We start from the raw sequence: 16,593 nt of genomic DNA on the forward strand, positions 1-16,593 counted from the left end.
GACAGCCTTGGCACCCCGGCACCCCAGCACCCCGGCACCTAGCGATGAGAAGTTGTCTCGAACCCTAGGCCACGCTTGACTACTCTCGTTCTAGATCGACGCCCAGCTCATCGGTCAGCCAATTGATCACCTGCTGACGCTCGCCGGGGGTGAGGTAAAAACAGCCCGTCTGACGCAGGCGATCGTTCATATCTTCTATATCGAATCGGGTAAACAGCCCAGCGGTGGTGCCAAGGGTACAGAGAATATCGTCTTGGCCCTGCTGATCGAGGCCACCGTAGCGGTAGCGGGCGATGTGCTTACCGAGGCGGGTAAAGTCATAGCTGTCTTGGGAGAGCCGCTGTTTTTTGGCGTCAGGGATGGTTTCCCCCGCCGCGATTTTGGCATAGTCGGTATCGAGTAGATCGAGATGGACGATATGGGGCTGCGGTCGGGACAAGCTGCCTCCTTCGGTCGAAACCAAGTCAGAACATGGGCCTAGAGCATTCCTAGGCTTGAGGTTCTAGGGTAATAGCGCGATCGCGATTATCTCCGGTTATGTTGGATATTTTTCAGAAATCAGCCGGTGTTAGTGAATTTTTATCGACTGTCCGTGAGCAAAATGCCAGTGTCAAGAGGGTAAACCAAGCCGCACTCAAACTGTTGGCAAGGTTACCGTACCTGGCTGCTAGCGCGTCTTCAATCACTATTCGGTCAGGAGCTGGCCGGGTTCAGCGGTTCGCCTCTCCCAGCCCGTCGATTACCATCGACTGATAGGCGTCCTCAGAGATCAAGTCGGTGTCTACCGGCACCCGATCGAGAAATACTGTGCCATCTAAATGGTCGATCTCATGCTGCACGATGCGGGCAACAAATCCCTGCCAAACCTGGTTTTGCGGGCGACCGTTGCGATCGCAGTAGGTGACGTCAACAACGCGATGGCGCCATACCTGACCCCGCACTCCAGGTACGCTCAGGCATCCTTCCCAGCCCAGTTCTCGCTCGTTGCCAACGGTGACCAGGTGGGGGTTGATCAGTACGGTGGGGGCCATGGTAGGGGCCTGAGGATAGCGCAGATTTGGGCGTGAGGCCACGATGATCACTCGCAGGGAGGAGCCCAACTGGGGCGCAGCAATCCCCACTCCATTGGCGGTCTGTACCGTGGTCAGGAGTTGGTCAATTAACGCTTGCACAGCCGGAGCCGCTATATCGTCTACAGGCTGGGCTACCTGGTGCAGCAGAGGCTGCTCATAGGTCAGCACTGGGGTTGAATAGGCCGGGGGATTGGCGTTTAGAGACATGGCAAAGGGGGGCTAAGAATAAGCAAATGCGATCGCAATGTCGCGAGTCTCACAGATTACTGTAGTCATTGTATACATCAGCCCCAGCAGACAAAATCCTATGGTTCAATGAACCAACAGGCTGACTCTAGCCCAGTCCGAGACCGGGATATAAGGATCCATTTTCCCTTTAAAACGCTAGATGTAGGATAGGGGACATTTTTGAGGCACATATCTAGTACCCTAAAGATCCCGAAGTAACCTGTCGCTCCTATTGATGTGGAGTCATTAAGGGCTTTGCATTTTCCTGGGTGTTTCAGAACTGGCCCGAGTCTGCCGCTGATGGGGACAACAATCCCTAAATTTAGTCTATCTATGCTATTTGTCTGCCCTGGGCAGCGTCTGTTTGAGAGGTAAACCGTGGATCAGGCCCTGAATCGGTTGTGGGAAGAGGTGCTAAGTCAGCTCCAGGTGGAACTGAGTCGCCCCACCTTTGAAACCTGGATTAAGCCCGCTCAGGCCCAAACGCTGAGCGATCGAGCCCTAGTGATTTCGACCCCTAACCCCTTTGCTCGCAACTGGGTGCAGAAGCATTACGCTGGCACCATCGCCCAGGTGGTCAACAATATTCTGGGCAAGGCTATAGAGCTTGAGGTCACCGTCGTGCCTGAGAGCGAAGCCCATACGCCAACGCTGTTGCCCATGGCCGAGGTCAACTGGCCTACCCCCGCCCTGGCACTTCCCGATCGCCCGGCGGCAAAACCCCTGCGCCCGACGGCGGTAGAGCCTGCGGTAGTTGCCCAGACAACCTACAACGACCTCAACCCTAAGTCAGTCTTTGCTCGCTTTGTGGTGGGGGCCAACAACCGCATGGCCCATGCGGCTGCTCTGGCCGTAGCCGAGTCGCCTGGGCGTGAGTTTAACCCGCTCTTTTTGTGTGGTGGTGTCGGGCTAGGCAAAACCCACCTGATGCAGTCTATCGGCCACTACCGTCAGGAGATTGCTTCCCAAGCCCGGGTGGCCTATGTCTCTACCGAGCAGTTCACTAACGATCTCATTACTGCTATTCGTCGCGACAGTATGCAGTATTTCCGCTCCCATTACCGGGATGTGGACATTCTGCTGGTCGATGACATTCAGTTTATTGAGGGCAAAGAATATACCCAAGAGGAGTTCTTTCACACGTTCAATACCCTCCACGAGGCCGGCAAGCAGATCGTGCTGGCCTCCGATCGCCCCCCCAACCAGATTATGCGCCTGCAAGATCGGCTGATTTCCCGCTTTTCCATGGGGTTAATTGCCGACATTCAGCCCCCCGACTACGAGACTCGCATCGCCATTTTGCAAAAAAAGGCCGAATACGAGCAGGTGCAGCTGCCCCGCGAGGCCATTGAATACATCGCCGCCAGCTACACCTCCAACATTCGCGAGTTAGAGGGGGCCCTGATTCGCGCCATCGCCTACACCTCGATCTCGGGGTTACCCATGACCGTAGAGCACCTGACGGCGGTGCTCAACCCGCCTGCCGACAAAATTGAAGCCTCTCCCAGTGCCGTCATAGCCGCCGTAGCAGAGCATTTTGGGGTTTCGGTGGAGGATCTCAAAAGCGCTTCTCGCCGCCGCGAAATTAGCCAGGCCCGCCAGGTGGGGATGTATCTGATGCGCCACCACACCGACCTCAGCCTGCCTAAAATTGGCGATGCCTTTGGCGGCAAAGACCACACTACGGTGCTCTATAGCTGTACTAAGATTGGCAAGCTGCTCAAGCGTGACCTCGATTTGGCCCAGACTCTGCGGCAACTGGGCGATCGCATTAGTTCGGTTGAGCGCGGGTGATATAGATAGATGTGAGTGATATATAGCGTGTGGCATGGCATCCACACCTAAAGTGGTGAGCATCTCAGGGCTCTAACAGTGGCAGCGCTAAGCACGATGAACAAACATGACGACAGAAGTGCCTAAAAACTCTGTGCAGGTGGAGAGCCGGGCTGCATGGCGCAGTTGGCTGATGGCAAATCATGGGCGCCCTGAAGGGATCTGGCTAATTACCTTCAAAAAGCACCTGGGCCAACGCTACGTCTCCTACAACGACGTGGTCGAAGAAGCGCTCTGCTTCGGCTGGATCGACAGCAAACCCAACAAGCTCGACGCCGATCGCACCATGCTCTGGTTGGCCCCGCGTAAACCCGGAACGGGCTGGTCGGCACTCAACAAAAAACGGATTGCGGCCATGATTGCCGCTGGGCAAATGATGCCCCAGGGGCTGGCCAAAATTGAAGCCGCCCAGCAGGATGGCTCCTGGGAGGCTCTAGATGCGATCGAGCGGTTGGAAATTCCCCCTGACCTAGCGGCGGCGCTGGCGCAGGATGATGTCGCCAGGGGCAATTTTGAGGCCTTTCCGCGATCGGCAAAACGGGGCATTTTAGAGTGGATTGCCAACGCCAAACGCCACGAGACGCGCGATCGCCGGATTGCCAAAACCGTAGAACTAGCCCACCAAAATATTCGCGCTAATTCTTGGCCTTAGTACTGTTTTGAATGCTGTCAATGCCTACGTTGTCACTGTTAAAATAGACTGCCCAGTGCTGACATTATTTACCATGTCGAGATAGAGTGCTTGCCCTTTTTATCTACCTCAGTTCTTGTCGAAAACAAGTGACTAGAGCATCGGTACAGTATGGCTAAAAACCCGATTTCTTTGTCACTGCCCTAACGGCATGACTGGCATTCTGGCTGAGAAACCGGGTTTTTGTACCGGCGTTCTAGGCTACCTCGATAGGTGACAGTTCAACTGACTTTATAGTCCCGATTGTTGCTGACCAATGGGTCGGCCTAGTTTGACATTGACGCAATGTATGCCACCGGGAATAGCATGCTGTGGGGCGCATCTAGAAAGTGGGGAAATCCTAATGAAATCCAGCGATCCCCAACCGTTACATACAACCATACCTATACATAAGTAGGTAAGCCTAATTAATTGTAAGAAAGGGTTTGGGGGCTGCGCCCCCAGGCAGGGGGTTTCACCCCCTCCACCCCCACCAGCATCTTGAGTTTAATTAGGCCCAGCTACTTACTGCCGAAGAGTCAGGGGTAACCCGTTCTTGGGAATATCCACCTAATAGCTCCGAAAAAATTATTTGCCTGAACCAGTCGAATGTGCATGGCTAAGCATTTCGTGCAAGTTTAGTCGATGAAAATATGAAACTGATAAGAATCCATATTTATGGGTCATCAGCAATAGTGAGGCAACTGCGTTAAAAAATATGACTTTACGCGCAGTTGGTTGACGTATTTTCCTCGGTTTTGCAATGATTAGGAAATCTCAAGGTCTATTAAAAGTGGGCTTTAACTGAGTGTTATCTGATCTCAGTCCATTTATTTAAGGGGTAGTGGTGTTATGGTTTTATCTCGCTCTGTAGCAGCTTTCACAGCCGTCGCTACGACCCTGGTAGGGGTTACAGCCTGTGTCGCTCCGTCGATTGATCCCGAATTTCCCGCTCTAACCGACAACATTTGGGAGCTTCAGCAAATTCAAATGAACAATGGCGATCTATTGATCGCCGAGCCCTCTGCAAACTATACCGCTGAGTTTGCAGACGATGGGCAAGTCTTTGTGCAGGCCGACTGCAATCGCGCCATCGGTCAATTTACCGAGACGGTTGATGGCCAACTGACGATTCAGATGGGGCCCACAACCCTAGCCGCTTGCCCAGAAGGCTCTATTGCTCCACAGTTTTTGCAAGCGCTGAATAATGCCAACTTCTATTTCTTCCAGGACAGTGACCTATTCATTGACCTAAAGTTTGACAGCGGGACAATGCAGTTTTCTGCGGCTTCGATACCTGAATTGGTCGGTACGACTTGGCAACTTCAGCAGATCCAGTTCAACGACGGTGCTCTGCTGGTGGCTGAGCCACCTGAAAACTACACCGTCGAATTCTTAGAAGATGGTGGCCTGGTGGTACAGGCTGATTGCAACCGGGGCCGAGGAGAATTTACGACCACAGATGATAGCAGGCTTGAAGTTAGCCCTATTGCTACTACCAGAGCGGCTTGTCCCGAAGGGTCTATTGGCGATGAATTTGTTCAGTCCTTAAACAATTCCGCCATCTACTTCTTCCAAGATGGTGATTTATTTATTGATCTGGCCTTTGACAGCGGCACTATGCGATTGTCTGCTGACTAGTGGGTAGCCGTGACGATGAAACGATCAACCCTAGCCTAAAGCTACAGGAAGCCGATAGAAACCCATCGGCTTCTTGGGGAAATATCGCTTTAGTCGCCTGAAACAACGTGAGTTGACTTACTCAACCGCGACGGCGGGCAATTCTAGGCAGTAACCAGCACCGTATACCGTTTTAATAAATTTGGGGTGCCGAGGGTCAGGCTCTAGTTTGGTGCGCAGGTGCCGAACATGGACACGAATGGTTTCGATGTCATCGTTGGGCTCATAGCCCCAAACTTCCTGCAAAATTTGGCTGGGAGATACGGTTTGCCCGTGACGCTGGAGCAGGCAATGCAGCAGCTCAAATTCTAGGTGAGTAAGCTTAACGGTGCCGTCAAACCAGATCGCCTCGTAGCGCTCTGGGATCAGCGTCAGCGGGCCGTAGTTGAGAATTTCGCTGTGTTTAGCTGCCTGGGGAATGCGATCGGTGCGACGCAGCAGCGCCCGTACCCGAGCCAACATTTCATCCAGCTCAAAGGGCTTGGTGAGATAATCGTCGGCTCCGGCGTTAAAGCCATCGACCTTATCCTGAGTTTGCCCCAGCGCCGTCAGCATGAGCACGGGAATTTCAGCCGTCCGGCGATCGCGGCGGATCCGCTGGCATACGGTGAGGCCGTCTACCTTAGGCAACATCAGATCCAGCATAATTAGATCGGGCAGCAGCTGCACCGCTAAGGCCTGACCTTTAATGCCATCTCCAGCTTGGTTGACGTCGTAGCCAGCCATCTCTAAGTTGACAGAGACAAGCTCGGCGATCGCTGGATCATCATCAATGACGAGAATACGGGGCATTACAGTTTAATCTTGACAACCTGATTCAGTCTTGGCAACCTGGCCTCCAGCGGCCTAGCAACCGCCATAACACAGCTAATAATTCTCTTGAATAGACCTACAATATCAGTCTATGTAAAGAGCCATGTCAAAATAATACAATTGCTAGATAAATTATAAGCAAAATGCCTAAATTTTCTTGGGTAAATGGCTGGGGCTCTTTAGGGCTTGAGATCTTGTCTAGATTTGCATTGACAACGGTGGCCTCGCCCAAAACCATAGCTGGTGACTGTAAGCGCATGGACTGGCTCGCTCAGGTGACAAAATGGCCAGTGCCTAGCTCTATCAACCCATACAATGCCTGGGTAGGCCAATTGAGCTGACTGGCTCTTGACGGCTACAGTAAAAGCAGGTAAGCAGATTCTTGCTAACCTGCTTACCTAGGGAGAGGCGTCACTCACTCTTGAGCAATCTAGGCCTCAGCCTGGGATTGCAAACTTTGGTATTGATCTAAAAACTCCCCAGGTAGGATTCGAACCTACGACCAATCGGTTAACAGCCGACCGCTCTACCACTGAGCTACTGAGGATTGTGCGCAAAACTTATACTAGCGACAAGAGCGCAGTCTTGACAACCCTTGCCGCAGGTTTTTCCTAGACGGATAGAGAGCCCCTGCCAGCGACTGGTTACGGCAGATTCTTGGAGAGAGGTTCTAGATATGGAGCAGCCGTGATACCATTAAAAACTGTGTCGAAATTGTGGTAACCATGCCCAAGCTGAAGTCTCGCAAAGCTGCCGCTAAGCGCTTTCGCCGCAGTGGTAGCGGCAAAATCATGCGTCGTAAGGCGTTTAAAAATCACCTGCTACAGCATAAGAATGCTGGTCGTCGCTCTCGGCTGTCTCAGATCGCCGTGGTGTCGGAGGAGGATGCGCCCAATGTAGAACTAATGCTGCCCTACCTCTAAGGGGTAACGCTTAGGTTTGCTGATTGGTCGAAGTATCGTCAAATTTTCCATAGTCCAAGGGTTGTACAGTCATGGCACGTGTTAAGCGCGGCAATGTAGCACGCAAGCGCCGCAATAAAGTTTTGAAGCTGGCTAAAGGGTTTAGAGGTTCGCACTCTAAACTGTTTCGCACGGCTAACCAGCAGGTGATGAAGGCCTTGCGGTACGCCTATCGCGATCGCCGCAACCGCAAGCGGGATTTTCGTCGCCTGTGGATTACGCGTATCAATGCGGCGGCGCGGATGCATGGCTTGAGCTATAGCCAACTGACTGGCCAACTCAAGAAAGCTAACATTGACCTCAATCGTAAGATGCTGGCTCAAATGGCGGTGCTGGATCCGGACGGATTTGCCAAGGTAGTTGAAGTGGCCAGCCAAGCCTAAAAACAGCCTTGCGATGGATGCGTAGGTTCCTTCCTGGAGGGTTATGCCCAGGTTGACGCTAGGCAGTTGTAGTATAGCTACGGCAACGCCATGTCACGGCACTGGATTGGGTTTTGTTTAGCGCTGGGAGCACAGCTAACTGTGCTCCCAGTTTCTGCTGCCGAGCTCGACACTATTCGAGCGCGGGGGTATTTGGTCGTAGCCGTACGCGAAGGCTGGCAGCCCCTTAGCTTTCGCGATCGCGATGGCGACCTAGTCGGGCTTGAGATCGATATTGCCCGAGGGTTAGCAACGACTATTTTTGCTGATCCCGAGGCCGTAAAGTTTACGGTGGTATCCAACCGCGATCGCCTGCCTGCGGTGCTAGATGACCAGGTCGATGTGGCGATCGCCGGGTTGACCCTGACGACCGGGCGTCAGCGTTTAGTGAGCTTTAGCCCACCCTATTACCTCGACGGAGCTGGGGTACTGGTGCGTGACCCGCGTCTACAGCGTCTCGACGACTTACAGCAACGGCGGCTGGGGGTGTTGCAGGGGGCTAGCACCGTGGCGGTGGTGCGCCATCTATTGCCCCAGGCTGTGCTGACCCCTCTGGCCAGCTACCAGGAGGCGCTCAGTCACCTCAGCACAGGCCAAATCGATGGCTTTGCGGGCGATATAACCGTGCTAACCGGCTGGCAGCAAACCCATGCTGGGTATCAGCTACTGCCCAGCGCGCTGTCGGCAGAGCCCTTGGCGATCGCATTGCCCAAGGGCACCCAGTACAGCGATTTGCGTGCCCTGATTGGCCAAAGTGTAACCGAGTGGCACCAGAGTGGTTGGCTCGAAGATCGCGCTACCCGCTGGGGATTGCCCTAGGCATGGCAAGATAGGTTTGTTCTCACACATATATCAAGATTCGGATGGAAGACAGCAATCTGCTCCTTGTGTATTTGGGTATTCTGCTGGCATTGCTGAGCGTTGCCGCCTTTTTTGTGGTGCGCCAGGTGGTCAAGACTCGTCGCATTGAGAGCACCCTGTCGCGCCTGCAATCGCGGCTGACCAAAGAGAAAGGAACTGCCCAGGAGTACTACGAACTCGGTAGCCTACTGCTCGACAAAAAGCTCTACACCCAGGCTGCCCTGTATCTTCAGCAGGCCCTGAAGCAATTGGACAACGAAGAAGTTGAGAACGCTGCGGTGGTTTACAACGCTCTGGGCTATTCTTATTTTGCTCAAGATCAATACGACCTGGCCATTCGCAACTACAAAGAGGCGCTCAAAATTTCGCCGGAGTACGTGACGGCCCTCAACAACCTGGGCCATAGCTACGAGCGCAAGCAGCTCACTACCCAGGCCCTGGAGATGTACGAGAATGCGTTGGCGCTCGAACCCAAAAACGCCACCGCGCGCCGCCGCGCCGATTCTCTGAAAAAACGCCTTACCCCTAGCGAAAAATAGCTAATTTTGAGACAACTATCCGATCACAGCAACCACATCAGGATGTTGCAATGATCACGTCTTCTACCCTTAGCACTCACAATCCTTGACCGCTGAGGTATATAGAAAGTAGCGATCTCGCCAGCGCGATCAAATTACCTGGCGTAAAGTTATTCTTTATTGGCCGAATTGGCCGATGGTTATTCTTCAAAGGAGTGGTTTATGCGCCTTGAACCTGGTAATTCGTTGACTCGATTTTTCTCATCGTTAGTGACTATTTTAGCGTTGCTAGTCTTTGGCTTTGTGGCCTGGAAAGCCTTTGATACCTGGCGCTCTGACCCAGCGGTAAAGGGGATTGAGCAGATTTTGCAGGAGCAAAAGTAACCGCCACGCCCAACTCCAGTCAGCTTCTCTGCCTGATAGGATATGAGTGTTCTTTACGCTGTTATCTATGTCGGAGTTGTCTGGGTTGCCAGTGCTGCCCACCCGCGCCGATGCTGCGGTCTATCGAATTCTCGATGCCAACTTGGATCGGGCTCGGGAAGGGTTGCGCATCATTGAGGAGTGGTGTCGTTTTGGCTTAAACAACTCAGACCAAACCGAGCAGCTCAAGCACCTGCGCCAAACCTTGGCGCAATGGCATGCGCCAGAACTGCGGTTGGCCCGCGATACTCCTGGTGACCCTGGTACTGCCTTGACTCATCCCCAGGAGGCGGAGCGCAGCAGCATAATGGCGGTATTGCAGGCCAATTTTTGCCGGGTGCAGGAGGCGCTGCGGGTGCTAGAAGAGTATGGCAAGCTCTACCGCGATGATTTGGCGGCAGGCAGCAAGGCAATGCGGTATCAGATTTATGCCCTAGAAAGCGAGATTCTGGGTGGTCACCGGCTACAGCGGCTGCGCCAAGGGTTAACCTACCTGGTGACATCTCCCTGCGATCGCCTGGTACCCATTGTTGAAGCCGCCCTGCAGGGCGGTATTGCCCTGGTACAGTACCGCGATAAACAGGGCGATGATGGGCTACGTCTGGAACTGGCTCAGGAACTTAAGGCGCTGTGCCACCGCTATGGGGCACTGTTTTTAGTCAACGATCGCGTCGATTTGGCCCTGGCTGTAGATGCCGATGGGGTGCATCTGGGCCAGACTGACCTACCGATCGCCACGGCCCGCCAGCTGTTGGGTAGTCAGCGGATTATTGGTTGCTCAACCACCAACCCCGACGAAATGCAGCGGGCGATCGCAGCCGGGGCCGACTATATTGGCGTTGGCCCAGTCTACGCCACCCCGACCAAACCCGATAAAGCAGCCGCTGGCCTTGACTATGTACGCTATGCCGCTGAGCACGCTACGGTGCCCTGGTATGCGATCGGGGGCATTAATGCCGACAACCTCACCGAAGTGCTTCAGGCTGGGGCCGAGCGGGTAGCGGTAGTTCGAGCGTTGATCGAAGCCGAAAACCCTACCCTGATTGCCCAGTACCTAGCGGCTCAAACTAACCACCGCCGTACCTTTCACCAGGTAGCCGCGCCGATTTCTTAGTTCTCTTTTTGCGATTGTTTAGCCCTGTACCATGGCCGAGCCGATCACCCATTCGTTTAAAGTTCTAGTCAACGGAGCATCTCAGGTCTGTGTCTCCGGTACCTCACTGCCCACTTTTCTAGAGTCTCTAGGCCTCAACCCGCGCCTGGTGGCGGTAGAGTACAACGGCGAAATTCTCCATCGCCAGCGATGGGAAACCACTGACCTGTGCCCTGACGATAAACTGGAGATTGTCACCATCGTCGGGGGCGGCTGAGATCGGTCAGTACGGTTTTCCGCCGCCGATGGTCGGAGGATTGGTCAGGCAGCTCCGGCACTTCACGTTACATTAGAGACATAAACCACTCGACGTTAGCACTCTGTTTTACCCGATGGTCAAGCAATTCTTTCAGCGCCTAAAGCCGTTTCTCAAGCCTCTAGTAGCTCTAGTTTTGGCCGTGGTCTTAGTATTCGGCACTGCCGATGGGGCCTGGGCCGCCGCCGGAGGCCGTATGGGCGGCGGCGGCTTTCGGGCTCCAGCTCCTCGCATGAGCCCTACCCCGCGCACCTATGCACCCGGTGGCGGTGGCTACTACCCCGGCGGCGGCTTTGGCTTTCCCTTTTTGTTTCCCTTTATTGGTATTGGTGGCGGCTTTGGCGGGTTGTTTACCCTGCTGATTTTCATTGCCATAGCCAATGTGGTGGTTCGCGGCTTTAGGGGGGCAATGGCGGGTGACAACGACTATGTGGCCGCTGGTAGCAGCAACCCCCCAGTCGCGGTGGCCAAGCTTCAGGTGGGTTTGCTCGCTGAGGCTAAAGCGCTACAAGACGACCTCAATCGCTTGGCAACGACTGCTGACACAGGCACGTCCCAGGGACTGGCTAAGCTGCTGCAAGAGACTACCCTGGCGCTGCTGCGCCACCCCGATTATTGGGCCTATGCTGCCAGCGAAGATAAGCAGACCCGATTGCTCAGCGCTGAGCAAGAGTTTAACCGCTATACGCTCTCGGCTCGGAGCCGATTTAGCGCCGAAACTCTGTCTAATGTCAACAACCAGATTACCCAGGCAGAGCCTAGGGCAATGTTGACGGGTGATGCTGACCAGGCCCCTGGAGAATACATTTTGGCGACGGTGGTGGTGGCTACCCAGGGCAAGCTGGATCTGCCAACTATCTACTCGTCGGATGATTTGCGTCAGGCCCTTAGCCAGATCGGGGCCGTCTCGAGCGAGAACCTGTTGGCGGTGGAAGTGCTGTGGACGCCGCAGCAATCGGGGGAAACCCTGAGTGCTGATGAACTGGTGGCCCAGTATCCGGAGCTAAAGTTGATCTAAGCGCTGTAGTCCGGTGCTCAACGGTAAAGATGGCTCCCTAGCTATTGGGGAGCCATTTTTCATGGCCGAGGAAGTCATCCAGTCGGGGCTCCCCTATCGCCAGCGTCCACCATGTCCAGGCTCCAGCTATCTATGGGCTCCCCTGGCTCACTCGCAAGATCCTAACCCTTTTCTGCGGTGGTTACCAGCTCAAAACAGTCGGATACAGAGGCAGGAATGGTTCGGGGACGGTGGGTAACGGCATCTACAAACACCCAATCGGTTTCACCGGTTGCCAGCACAGAGTCATCGCTGAGTCGAAGGAATTTATACTGACGGGTGCTACGAGCTTTACGCAGGGTGGTGATCCAGGTGGTGAGGCATAGGCGATCGCCCGTAAAAGCCGGACGTAGGTAGGTGATCTGGTGCGATCGCGCCACCCAAGTAGCCCCCAATGCCTGGGTTTCGGCGGTGCAGCCCGCGCTCGTAGCATGGGCGATGGCAATATCCTGCATCCACTGTACGTAGGCGACGTTGTTGACATGGCCGTTGCCATCCACAACCTCAGTCGGCACAACAAACTCGTAGTGATAGAACATTTTCATAGGGCTGGCCGATATAGACAATAGGGCATTTACGGTTACTACTTCATTACCTTAAATTTGAGCATGGTCTAGTTTTTGTTGAGCAGGCCAAACCTACAGCATGCAACCTCAGAGGCAGAGGCATGCCCGTAACCACTGCTGGCATTGATCCCCAAACAGCCCGTGCAATCTCTGGCATTTTTATGGCTAAACTTTGGCCCTACGCCACTCCTGGCATTCCCGATCATCTGTTTGAGCAGCTCCCCGGCATTCCCCTCAGCAGTCGGGAGGTGCGGTTGCTATTGCTGGGCTACCTGCGGCTGCGTCCTAAGGATGTGCTGTGGGATATTGGCGCGGGCACCGGCACGCTGGCGATCGAGGCAGCGCTGATGATCCCCGGTGGCAGGGTGGTGGCGGTCGAGCGCGACGAAGATGTCGCAAATTTAATTCGGCGTAACTGCGATCGCTTTGGCCTCACCAATGTGCAGGTAATCCAGGGCAGCGCCCCAGATTGCCTAGGCAATCTGGGGCGCTGCCCTGACTGCATTTTTGTCGAAGGGGGGCGCAATGTTAAAGATATTCTGCTAACGGCCTGGGACTATCTTCCCTCCCTGGGTCGATTGGTCGTAACGGCAGCCAATTTAGAAACCCTTTATGTGGTGTCAGAAACCTTTGCCCAACTTCAGGTGCGCCACATCGAAGCGGCCCAGCCCGCCGTTAACCGCCTGGAGGTAAAAGGCAACCACCAGGTTTTTACGGCGGTCGATCCGATTTTTATTCTCAGTGGCGAGAAGTACGAATAGTGCTTTAAATATTTAACTCCCCCATCGCCTAGGCACCCTAGTACTCGAAGGCTGAAATATGTCCACCATTCCGAATCGCTTGGCTCCCTAGCTCTCCTGCTCCCTGGCTCTAAGGAATAGTATCTAAACTTGCGCCGTGGAATACTAGAGCCTAAGACCAAATGTTGATGGGCTTTTAGTGGCTACCCTAGGCCGACATATTTTAACTTTTGGAGCATCAAAGAGGCATCAAAGAGGCCAATATCGACAGCGAGAATTAAGCGGAAAACTCTGGCATAATTGGTCAAGATTTAAATCTCCTACAAAGCTAGAACTTTGATCTTCCAGTCTAAATATAATTGCCTTAATTAAGCTATTTTCGGTATAGCCTAGGGTAAAATATCCAGCTCGAATATCAACATTTTCTGGGAGATTGATTGTGCCATTGCCGGCAATGGCACAATCCGCCTGTTGGAAACCGCCACCGTTAGCGATGGGAGGTTGGTTTTGGCAACTATCTGAGGTAAACGATAGATATTCAGTTCGCTGATCTTGAAAATTGTAGAAGATTTGAAAAACCTCAATTGGCATCGGTATAGCGACGGCACCTAAAGCTCCACCCAGTATCTGGTTCAGCGAACTGTTAAGCCTCTGGGAATGATAGGCGGTCAGCTCGGTGGCCAGATTGACCTCATCTCTTTGCAGGCTGATCCAAATAAATTCATCATCAGGGCCAGTGGAATTCAGTTGAACCTGGATCAGCTGGCGATGGGCGAGATCACCTGACTCACCCTGGGCTGCATGGCTAGGTTCATAGTTTTCGCAGCTTGAATTTTCAGGATACCTGAGGCAAAATTCCTCAGGCTCAGTGGTTTGAGCCAAGGTAATTGGGGTCGCAGTCATTAGCGCTACAGTAGTTCCCAAAATGCCTTTTGACAGGGCCTGGCTCATGTTGAAGTGCATAGTATATATTCCTGTATTACGGGTGACGTGAACCATGGCGCTATATCCCCAAGATTATTTGTGGTTCGAGAGTTTACTAAAAAAAATAAAAAAATGACGTAGGCTTCACCGTCAGGGTTGAAAGGATGGCCAACCGGTTTGCGACAGAGCTGAAACGGGTCACAAACCCGCCGCCGATTGGGGGTAAATGCTCACCAAAAACTGCTGGCTAGCAGGGCAGCCTGGGTGCGATCGCGCAGCTGAAGCTGGCTGAGGATGCTGGTGACGTGGTTGCGCACGGTGCGCTCAGAAATAAATAGCGTCTGGGCGATTTCGCGGTTGCTCAGGCCGTTGCTGATCAGCTTTAGCACCTCCTGCTCTCGGGGGGAGAGGGCGGCCAGGGCGGGGGGAATTGATCTTTCCGGTGGGCTGAGGGGCACCGGAGCCATGAACGTTTTTTCAAACAACCCTGGCCCCATGTGGGTATAGCCCTGGTGCACAGCCCGAATGGCGACGGTCAGATCGGCCACGGGGGTTTGCTTGAGGAGATACCCCTTGGCTCCGTAGCGCATGGCCTGCTGGACATAGTCATCGTCATCAAAGGTAGTGAGCACCAGAATTTTCACCTCCGGAAACTCTTCGCAGATTTGGCGGGTGGCCGCCACGCCATCAATTTCGGGCATGCGCACATCCATCAAAATTACGTCTGGCTGACGCGGCGTGTTGTACAGGGCGGCGACCTTTTCGACCGCCTGCTGACCGTTTTCGGCATCGCCGACCACAGTTAAATCGGGCTGAGCCGCCAACAGGTTGGCTAACCCCTGGCGAATAATGGTTTGGTCGTCTACAAGCAAAATGCGAATCATCGATTTCACCTAAGCGGGGTGAACTAGGGCATTGGGCAGGGGCAAAATCACGCTGATGCGGCAACCCGCGCCGGGGGCACTCCAAATCTGGCAGGTGCCCCCCAGGGCGGTGGCCCGTTCGCGCATGCCCCGCAGGCCAAAGCCGGAGGTGTTTTTGCTGGGGTCAAAGCCCTTGCCGTTGTCAAGCACCTGGAGATGCAGGCGGTCGGCCTTAGCCACCAGTCGGACCTGTACCAGCCGCGCCTGACTGTGCTTGACGATGTTGGTTAAGGCTTCCTGAACAATGCGAAACAGAGCCAGGTTGATATCTTCAGGGAGCGACTCGGGCAGGTCTACCCGGTAGTTGGGCACGATGTGGGCCGGTTGGCACATATCCTTAACCAGGGCCGGAATCGTTTTGCCCAGGGGAGCATCCTTAAGGGGGTTGGTGCGCAGGGTCGAGACAGATTTAGACACTTCCCGCAGTGCCTCATAGGCCGACTCGGTGGCGGTTAGTAAATAGTCCTTGGCGCGGTCGGCCTGGGGGGGCAAGAACAGCAGGGCATTTTCGAGCAAAATCGTCTGGGCGGTGAGGGCATGGCCCAGGGAGTCGTGAATTTCCCGGGCGATGCGGTTGCGCTCTTGCAGCGTGGCCTGGTTTTCAACCTTGGTCGCATAGGCCCGCAGCTGCTCGTGGGCGGTGGCCAGCTCCTGCTGACTGCGGTAAACCGACAACAGCGCGTTGACCAGCAGCAGCACAAATACCAGCACCAGGCCAAAAAAGACGATTAGATTAGTTTTTATGGCCGCCATCTGCCAATCGGTGGGCGAAGCACCCAGGCCTTGGGCAATGGTCTCAGGAATGGGAACTTCCCCCCGAGAAAAGACCACCACGCCGTGCAGGGCAAAGACTACCCCGACCACCGCCACTCTCCCCCACCCCCGCAGCATCTGGCAGCTGCGAATCACCACCACTAGCCCCAGCAGGGGTAGCAGCGGCAGCAGCACGGACGACCGACCGGTTTTGATGGCAAATAGCACCAGTATGCTCAGCTCAACTGCGTTGTAGACAAGCTTGGGGAGCCGCCGTTGGGGCAGGTGAAACCCCATCAAGGCCAGCCCCGCGATCAGGCCAGTTTCGGCCCAAACGATGATCTGCCCCGGGTAAATGATCATCGGGGGTAGCGTCATTAAGATCACCATCCCCAGCAGTATCCACTCAACGTAGAGAAGTTGTCTGAGGGGGGCGCGAGATCGCCGTACGTCTGACTTCACTGGTTAGGCTCCAAATGGTTAACGAGATAGGCTCTGGCCAGCGCCATACCAAACCTAGTCTCAACTTTACCGACTGTCGCAGAGGGTGACTAGCGACGAATATCCCATTGTCTAGGCCCAGCATTAGGACCAATCTCCCAATACCAATAAGTAGCTAGGCGCAATTAAATATAAAACGTTCCAGTGGGTAATCTCCGGTTCTACTACGTGCCTCCATGCCCTCAATGACGGTCATGGCCAGGTCATATTCGTTATCAAACATCTGCCCGGCAATCT

Annotated in this window: 19 protein-coding genes and 1 tRNA gene; 12 read left to right on the top strand and 8 right to left on the bottom strand. The window is 54.2% G+C overall.

Going from position 1 to position 16,593, the window contains the following annotated elements:
* Nucleotides 1-79: 79 nt before the first annotated feature.
* Both IQ254_RS23145 and def read right to left on the bottom strand, forming a co-directional pair.
* The gene (locus IQ254_RS23145; RefSeq protein ID WP_228041017.1) at nucleotides 80-439 is read right to left on the bottom strand and encodes a hypothetical protein; all 360 of its coding nucleotides are present in this window, start codon (nucleotides 437-439) and stop codon (nucleotides 80-82) included.
* A gap of 271 nt (nucleotides 440-710) precedes the next feature.
* Nucleotides 711-1,280, bottom strand: coding sequence for a peptide deformylase (gene def, locus IQ254_RS23150; protein WP_193968519.1), 570 nt, complete (start codon nucleotides 1,278-1,280; stop codon nucleotides 711-713).
* Nucleotides 1,281-1,679: 399 nt separating this feature from the next.
* On the opposite strand from def, the gene dnaA reads away from it, so the two are divergent.
* The 3 genes from dnaA (at nucleotide 1,680) to IQ254_RS23165 (ending at nucleotide 5,445) form a co-directional block, all read left to right on the top strand.
* Nucleotides 1,680-3,095 carry a chromosomal replication initiator protein DnaA gene (dnaA, locus tag IQ254_RS23155; RefSeq protein WP_193968520.1) on the top strand — a complete coding sequence of 472 codons (1,416 nt, stop codon included), beginning with the start codon at nucleotides 1,680-1,682 and terminating at the stop codon, nucleotides 3,093-3,095.
* A gap of 172 nt (nucleotides 3,096-3,267) precedes the next feature.
* A complete protein-coding gene (locus IQ254_RS23160) occupies nucleotides 3,268-3,786 on the top strand; it encodes a YdeI family protein (protein WP_228041018.1) in 519 nt (172 codons plus the stop codon).
* 870 nt (nucleotides 3,787-4,656) lie between these two features.
* On the top strand, nucleotides 4,657-5,445 hold the full coding sequence (locus IQ254_RS23165; protein ID WP_193968522.1) for an META domain-containing protein: 789 nt from the start codon (nucleotides 4,657-4,659) through the stop codon (nucleotides 5,443-5,445).
* Between the two features lie 117 nt (nucleotides 5,446-5,562).
* On the opposite strand, the gene IQ254_RS23170 is transcribed toward IQ254_RS23165, so the two are convergent.
* Both IQ254_RS23170 and IQ254_RS23175 read right to left on the bottom strand, forming a co-directional pair.
* Nucleotides 5,563-6,276 (bottom strand): response regulator transcription factor, encoded by a 714-nt coding sequence (locus IQ254_RS23170; protein ID WP_193968523.1) that lies wholly within the window; start codon nucleotides 6,274-6,276, stop codon nucleotides 5,563-5,565.
* Nucleotides 6,277-6,772: 496 nt separating this feature from the next.
* A tRNA-Asn gene (locus IQ254_RS23175) sits at nucleotides 6,773-6,844 on the bottom strand.
* A gap of 178 nt (nucleotides 6,845-7,022) precedes the next feature.
* Here IQ254_RS23175 and rpmI point away from each other — a divergent pair.
* The 8 genes from rpmI to IQ254_RS23215 all read left to right on the top strand — a co-directional run bounded on the left by rpmI (nucleotide 7,023) and on the right by IQ254_RS23215 (nucleotide 11,910).
* A complete protein-coding gene (gene rpmI / locus IQ254_RS23180; RefSeq protein WP_193968524.1) occupies nucleotides 7,023-7,220 on the top strand; it encodes a 50S ribosomal protein L35 in 198 nt (65 codons plus the stop codon).
* A gap of 71 nt (nucleotides 7,221-7,291) precedes the next feature.
* Entirely contained in the window at nucleotides 7,292-7,642 is a 351-nt protein-coding gene (gene rplT / locus IQ254_RS23185; protein ID WP_193968525.1) for a 50S ribosomal protein L20, read from the top strand.
* Nucleotides 7,643-7,732: 90 nt separating this feature from the next.
* Entirely contained in the window at nucleotides 7,733-8,500 is a 768-nt protein-coding gene (locus IQ254_RS23190; RefSeq protein WP_193968526.1) for a transporter substrate-binding domain-containing protein, read from the top strand.
* A gap of 44 nt (nucleotides 8,501-8,544) precedes the next feature.
* Complete coding sequence (locus IQ254_RS23195) at nucleotides 8,545-9,081, top strand: tetratricopeptide repeat protein (RefSeq protein ID WP_193968527.1); 537 nt, start codon at nucleotides 8,545-8,547, stop codon at nucleotides 9,079-9,081.
* 201 nt (nucleotides 9,082-9,282) lie between these two features.
* Nucleotides 9,283-9,444, top strand: coding sequence for a hypothetical protein (locus tag IQ254_RS23200; protein ID WP_193968528.1), 162 nt, complete (start codon nucleotides 9,283-9,285; stop codon nucleotides 9,442-9,444).
* A 67-nt stretch (nucleotides 9,445-9,511) separates the two neighbouring features.
* A complete protein-coding gene (locus IQ254_RS23205; RefSeq protein WP_193968529.1) occupies nucleotides 9,512-10,597 on the top strand; it encodes a thiamine phosphate synthase in 1,086 nt (361 codons plus the stop codon).
* Nucleotides 10,598-10,628: 31 nt separating this feature from the next.
* On the top strand, nucleotides 10,629-10,853 hold the full coding sequence (gene thiS, locus IQ254_RS23210; RefSeq protein WP_193968530.1) for a sulfur carrier protein ThiS: 225 nt from the start codon (nucleotides 10,629-10,631) through the stop codon (nucleotides 10,851-10,853).
* Nucleotides 10,854-10,968: 115 nt separating this feature from the next.
* Nucleotides 10,969-11,910, top strand: coding sequence for a DUF1517 domain-containing protein (locus IQ254_RS23215; protein ID WP_193968531.1), 942 nt, complete (start codon nucleotides 10,969-10,971; stop codon nucleotides 11,908-11,910).
* Nucleotides 11,911-12,071: 161 nt separating this feature from the next.
* Here the strand turns inward: IQ254_RS23215 and IQ254_RS23220 are convergent, their stop codons facing one another.
* The gene (locus tag IQ254_RS23220; protein ID WP_193968532.1) at nucleotides 12,072-12,494 is read right to left on the bottom strand and encodes a thioesterase family protein; all 423 of its coding nucleotides are present in this window, start codon (nucleotides 12,492-12,494) and stop codon (nucleotides 12,072-12,074) included.
* A 182-nt stretch (nucleotides 12,495-12,676) separates the two neighbouring features.
* Between IQ254_RS23220 and cbiT the strand changes: the two genes are divergently transcribed.
* The gene (gene cbiT / locus IQ254_RS23225; RefSeq protein ID WP_193968536.1) at nucleotides 12,677-13,276 is read left to right on the top strand and encodes a precorrin-6Y C5,15-methyltransferase subunit CbiT; all 600 of its coding nucleotides are present in this window, start codon (nucleotides 12,677-12,679) and stop codon (nucleotides 13,274-13,276) included.
* Between the two features lie 228 nt (nucleotides 13,277-13,504).
* Here the strand turns inward: cbiT and IQ254_RS23230 are convergent, their stop codons facing one another.
* The 3 genes from IQ254_RS23230 to IQ254_RS33235 form a co-directional block, all read right to left on the bottom strand.
* Complete coding sequence (locus IQ254_RS23230) at nucleotides 13,505-14,254, bottom strand: hypothetical protein (protein ID WP_193968533.1); 750 nt, start codon at nucleotides 14,252-14,254, stop codon at nucleotides 13,505-13,507.
* 155 nt (nucleotides 14,255-14,409) lie between these two features.
* On the bottom strand, nucleotides 14,410-15,063 hold the full coding sequence (locus tag IQ254_RS23235) for a response regulator transcription factor (RefSeq protein WP_193968534.1): 654 nt from the start codon (nucleotides 15,061-15,063) through the stop codon (nucleotides 14,410-14,412).
* Nucleotides 15,064-15,072: 9 nt separating this feature from the next.
* Complete coding sequence (locus IQ254_RS33235; protein ID WP_193968535.1) at nucleotides 15,073-16,317, bottom strand: sensor histidine kinase; 1,245 nt, start codon at nucleotides 16,315-16,317, stop codon at nucleotides 15,073-15,075.
* Between the last annotated feature and the right edge of the window lie 276 nt (nucleotides 16,318-16,593).

Origin of the sequence: Nodosilinea sp. LEGE 07088, from assembly GCF_015207395.1 — a bacterium.
Classification (GTDB): domain Bacteria; phylum Cyanobacteriota; class Cyanobacteriia; order Phormidesmidales; family Phormidesmidaceae; genus Nodosilinea.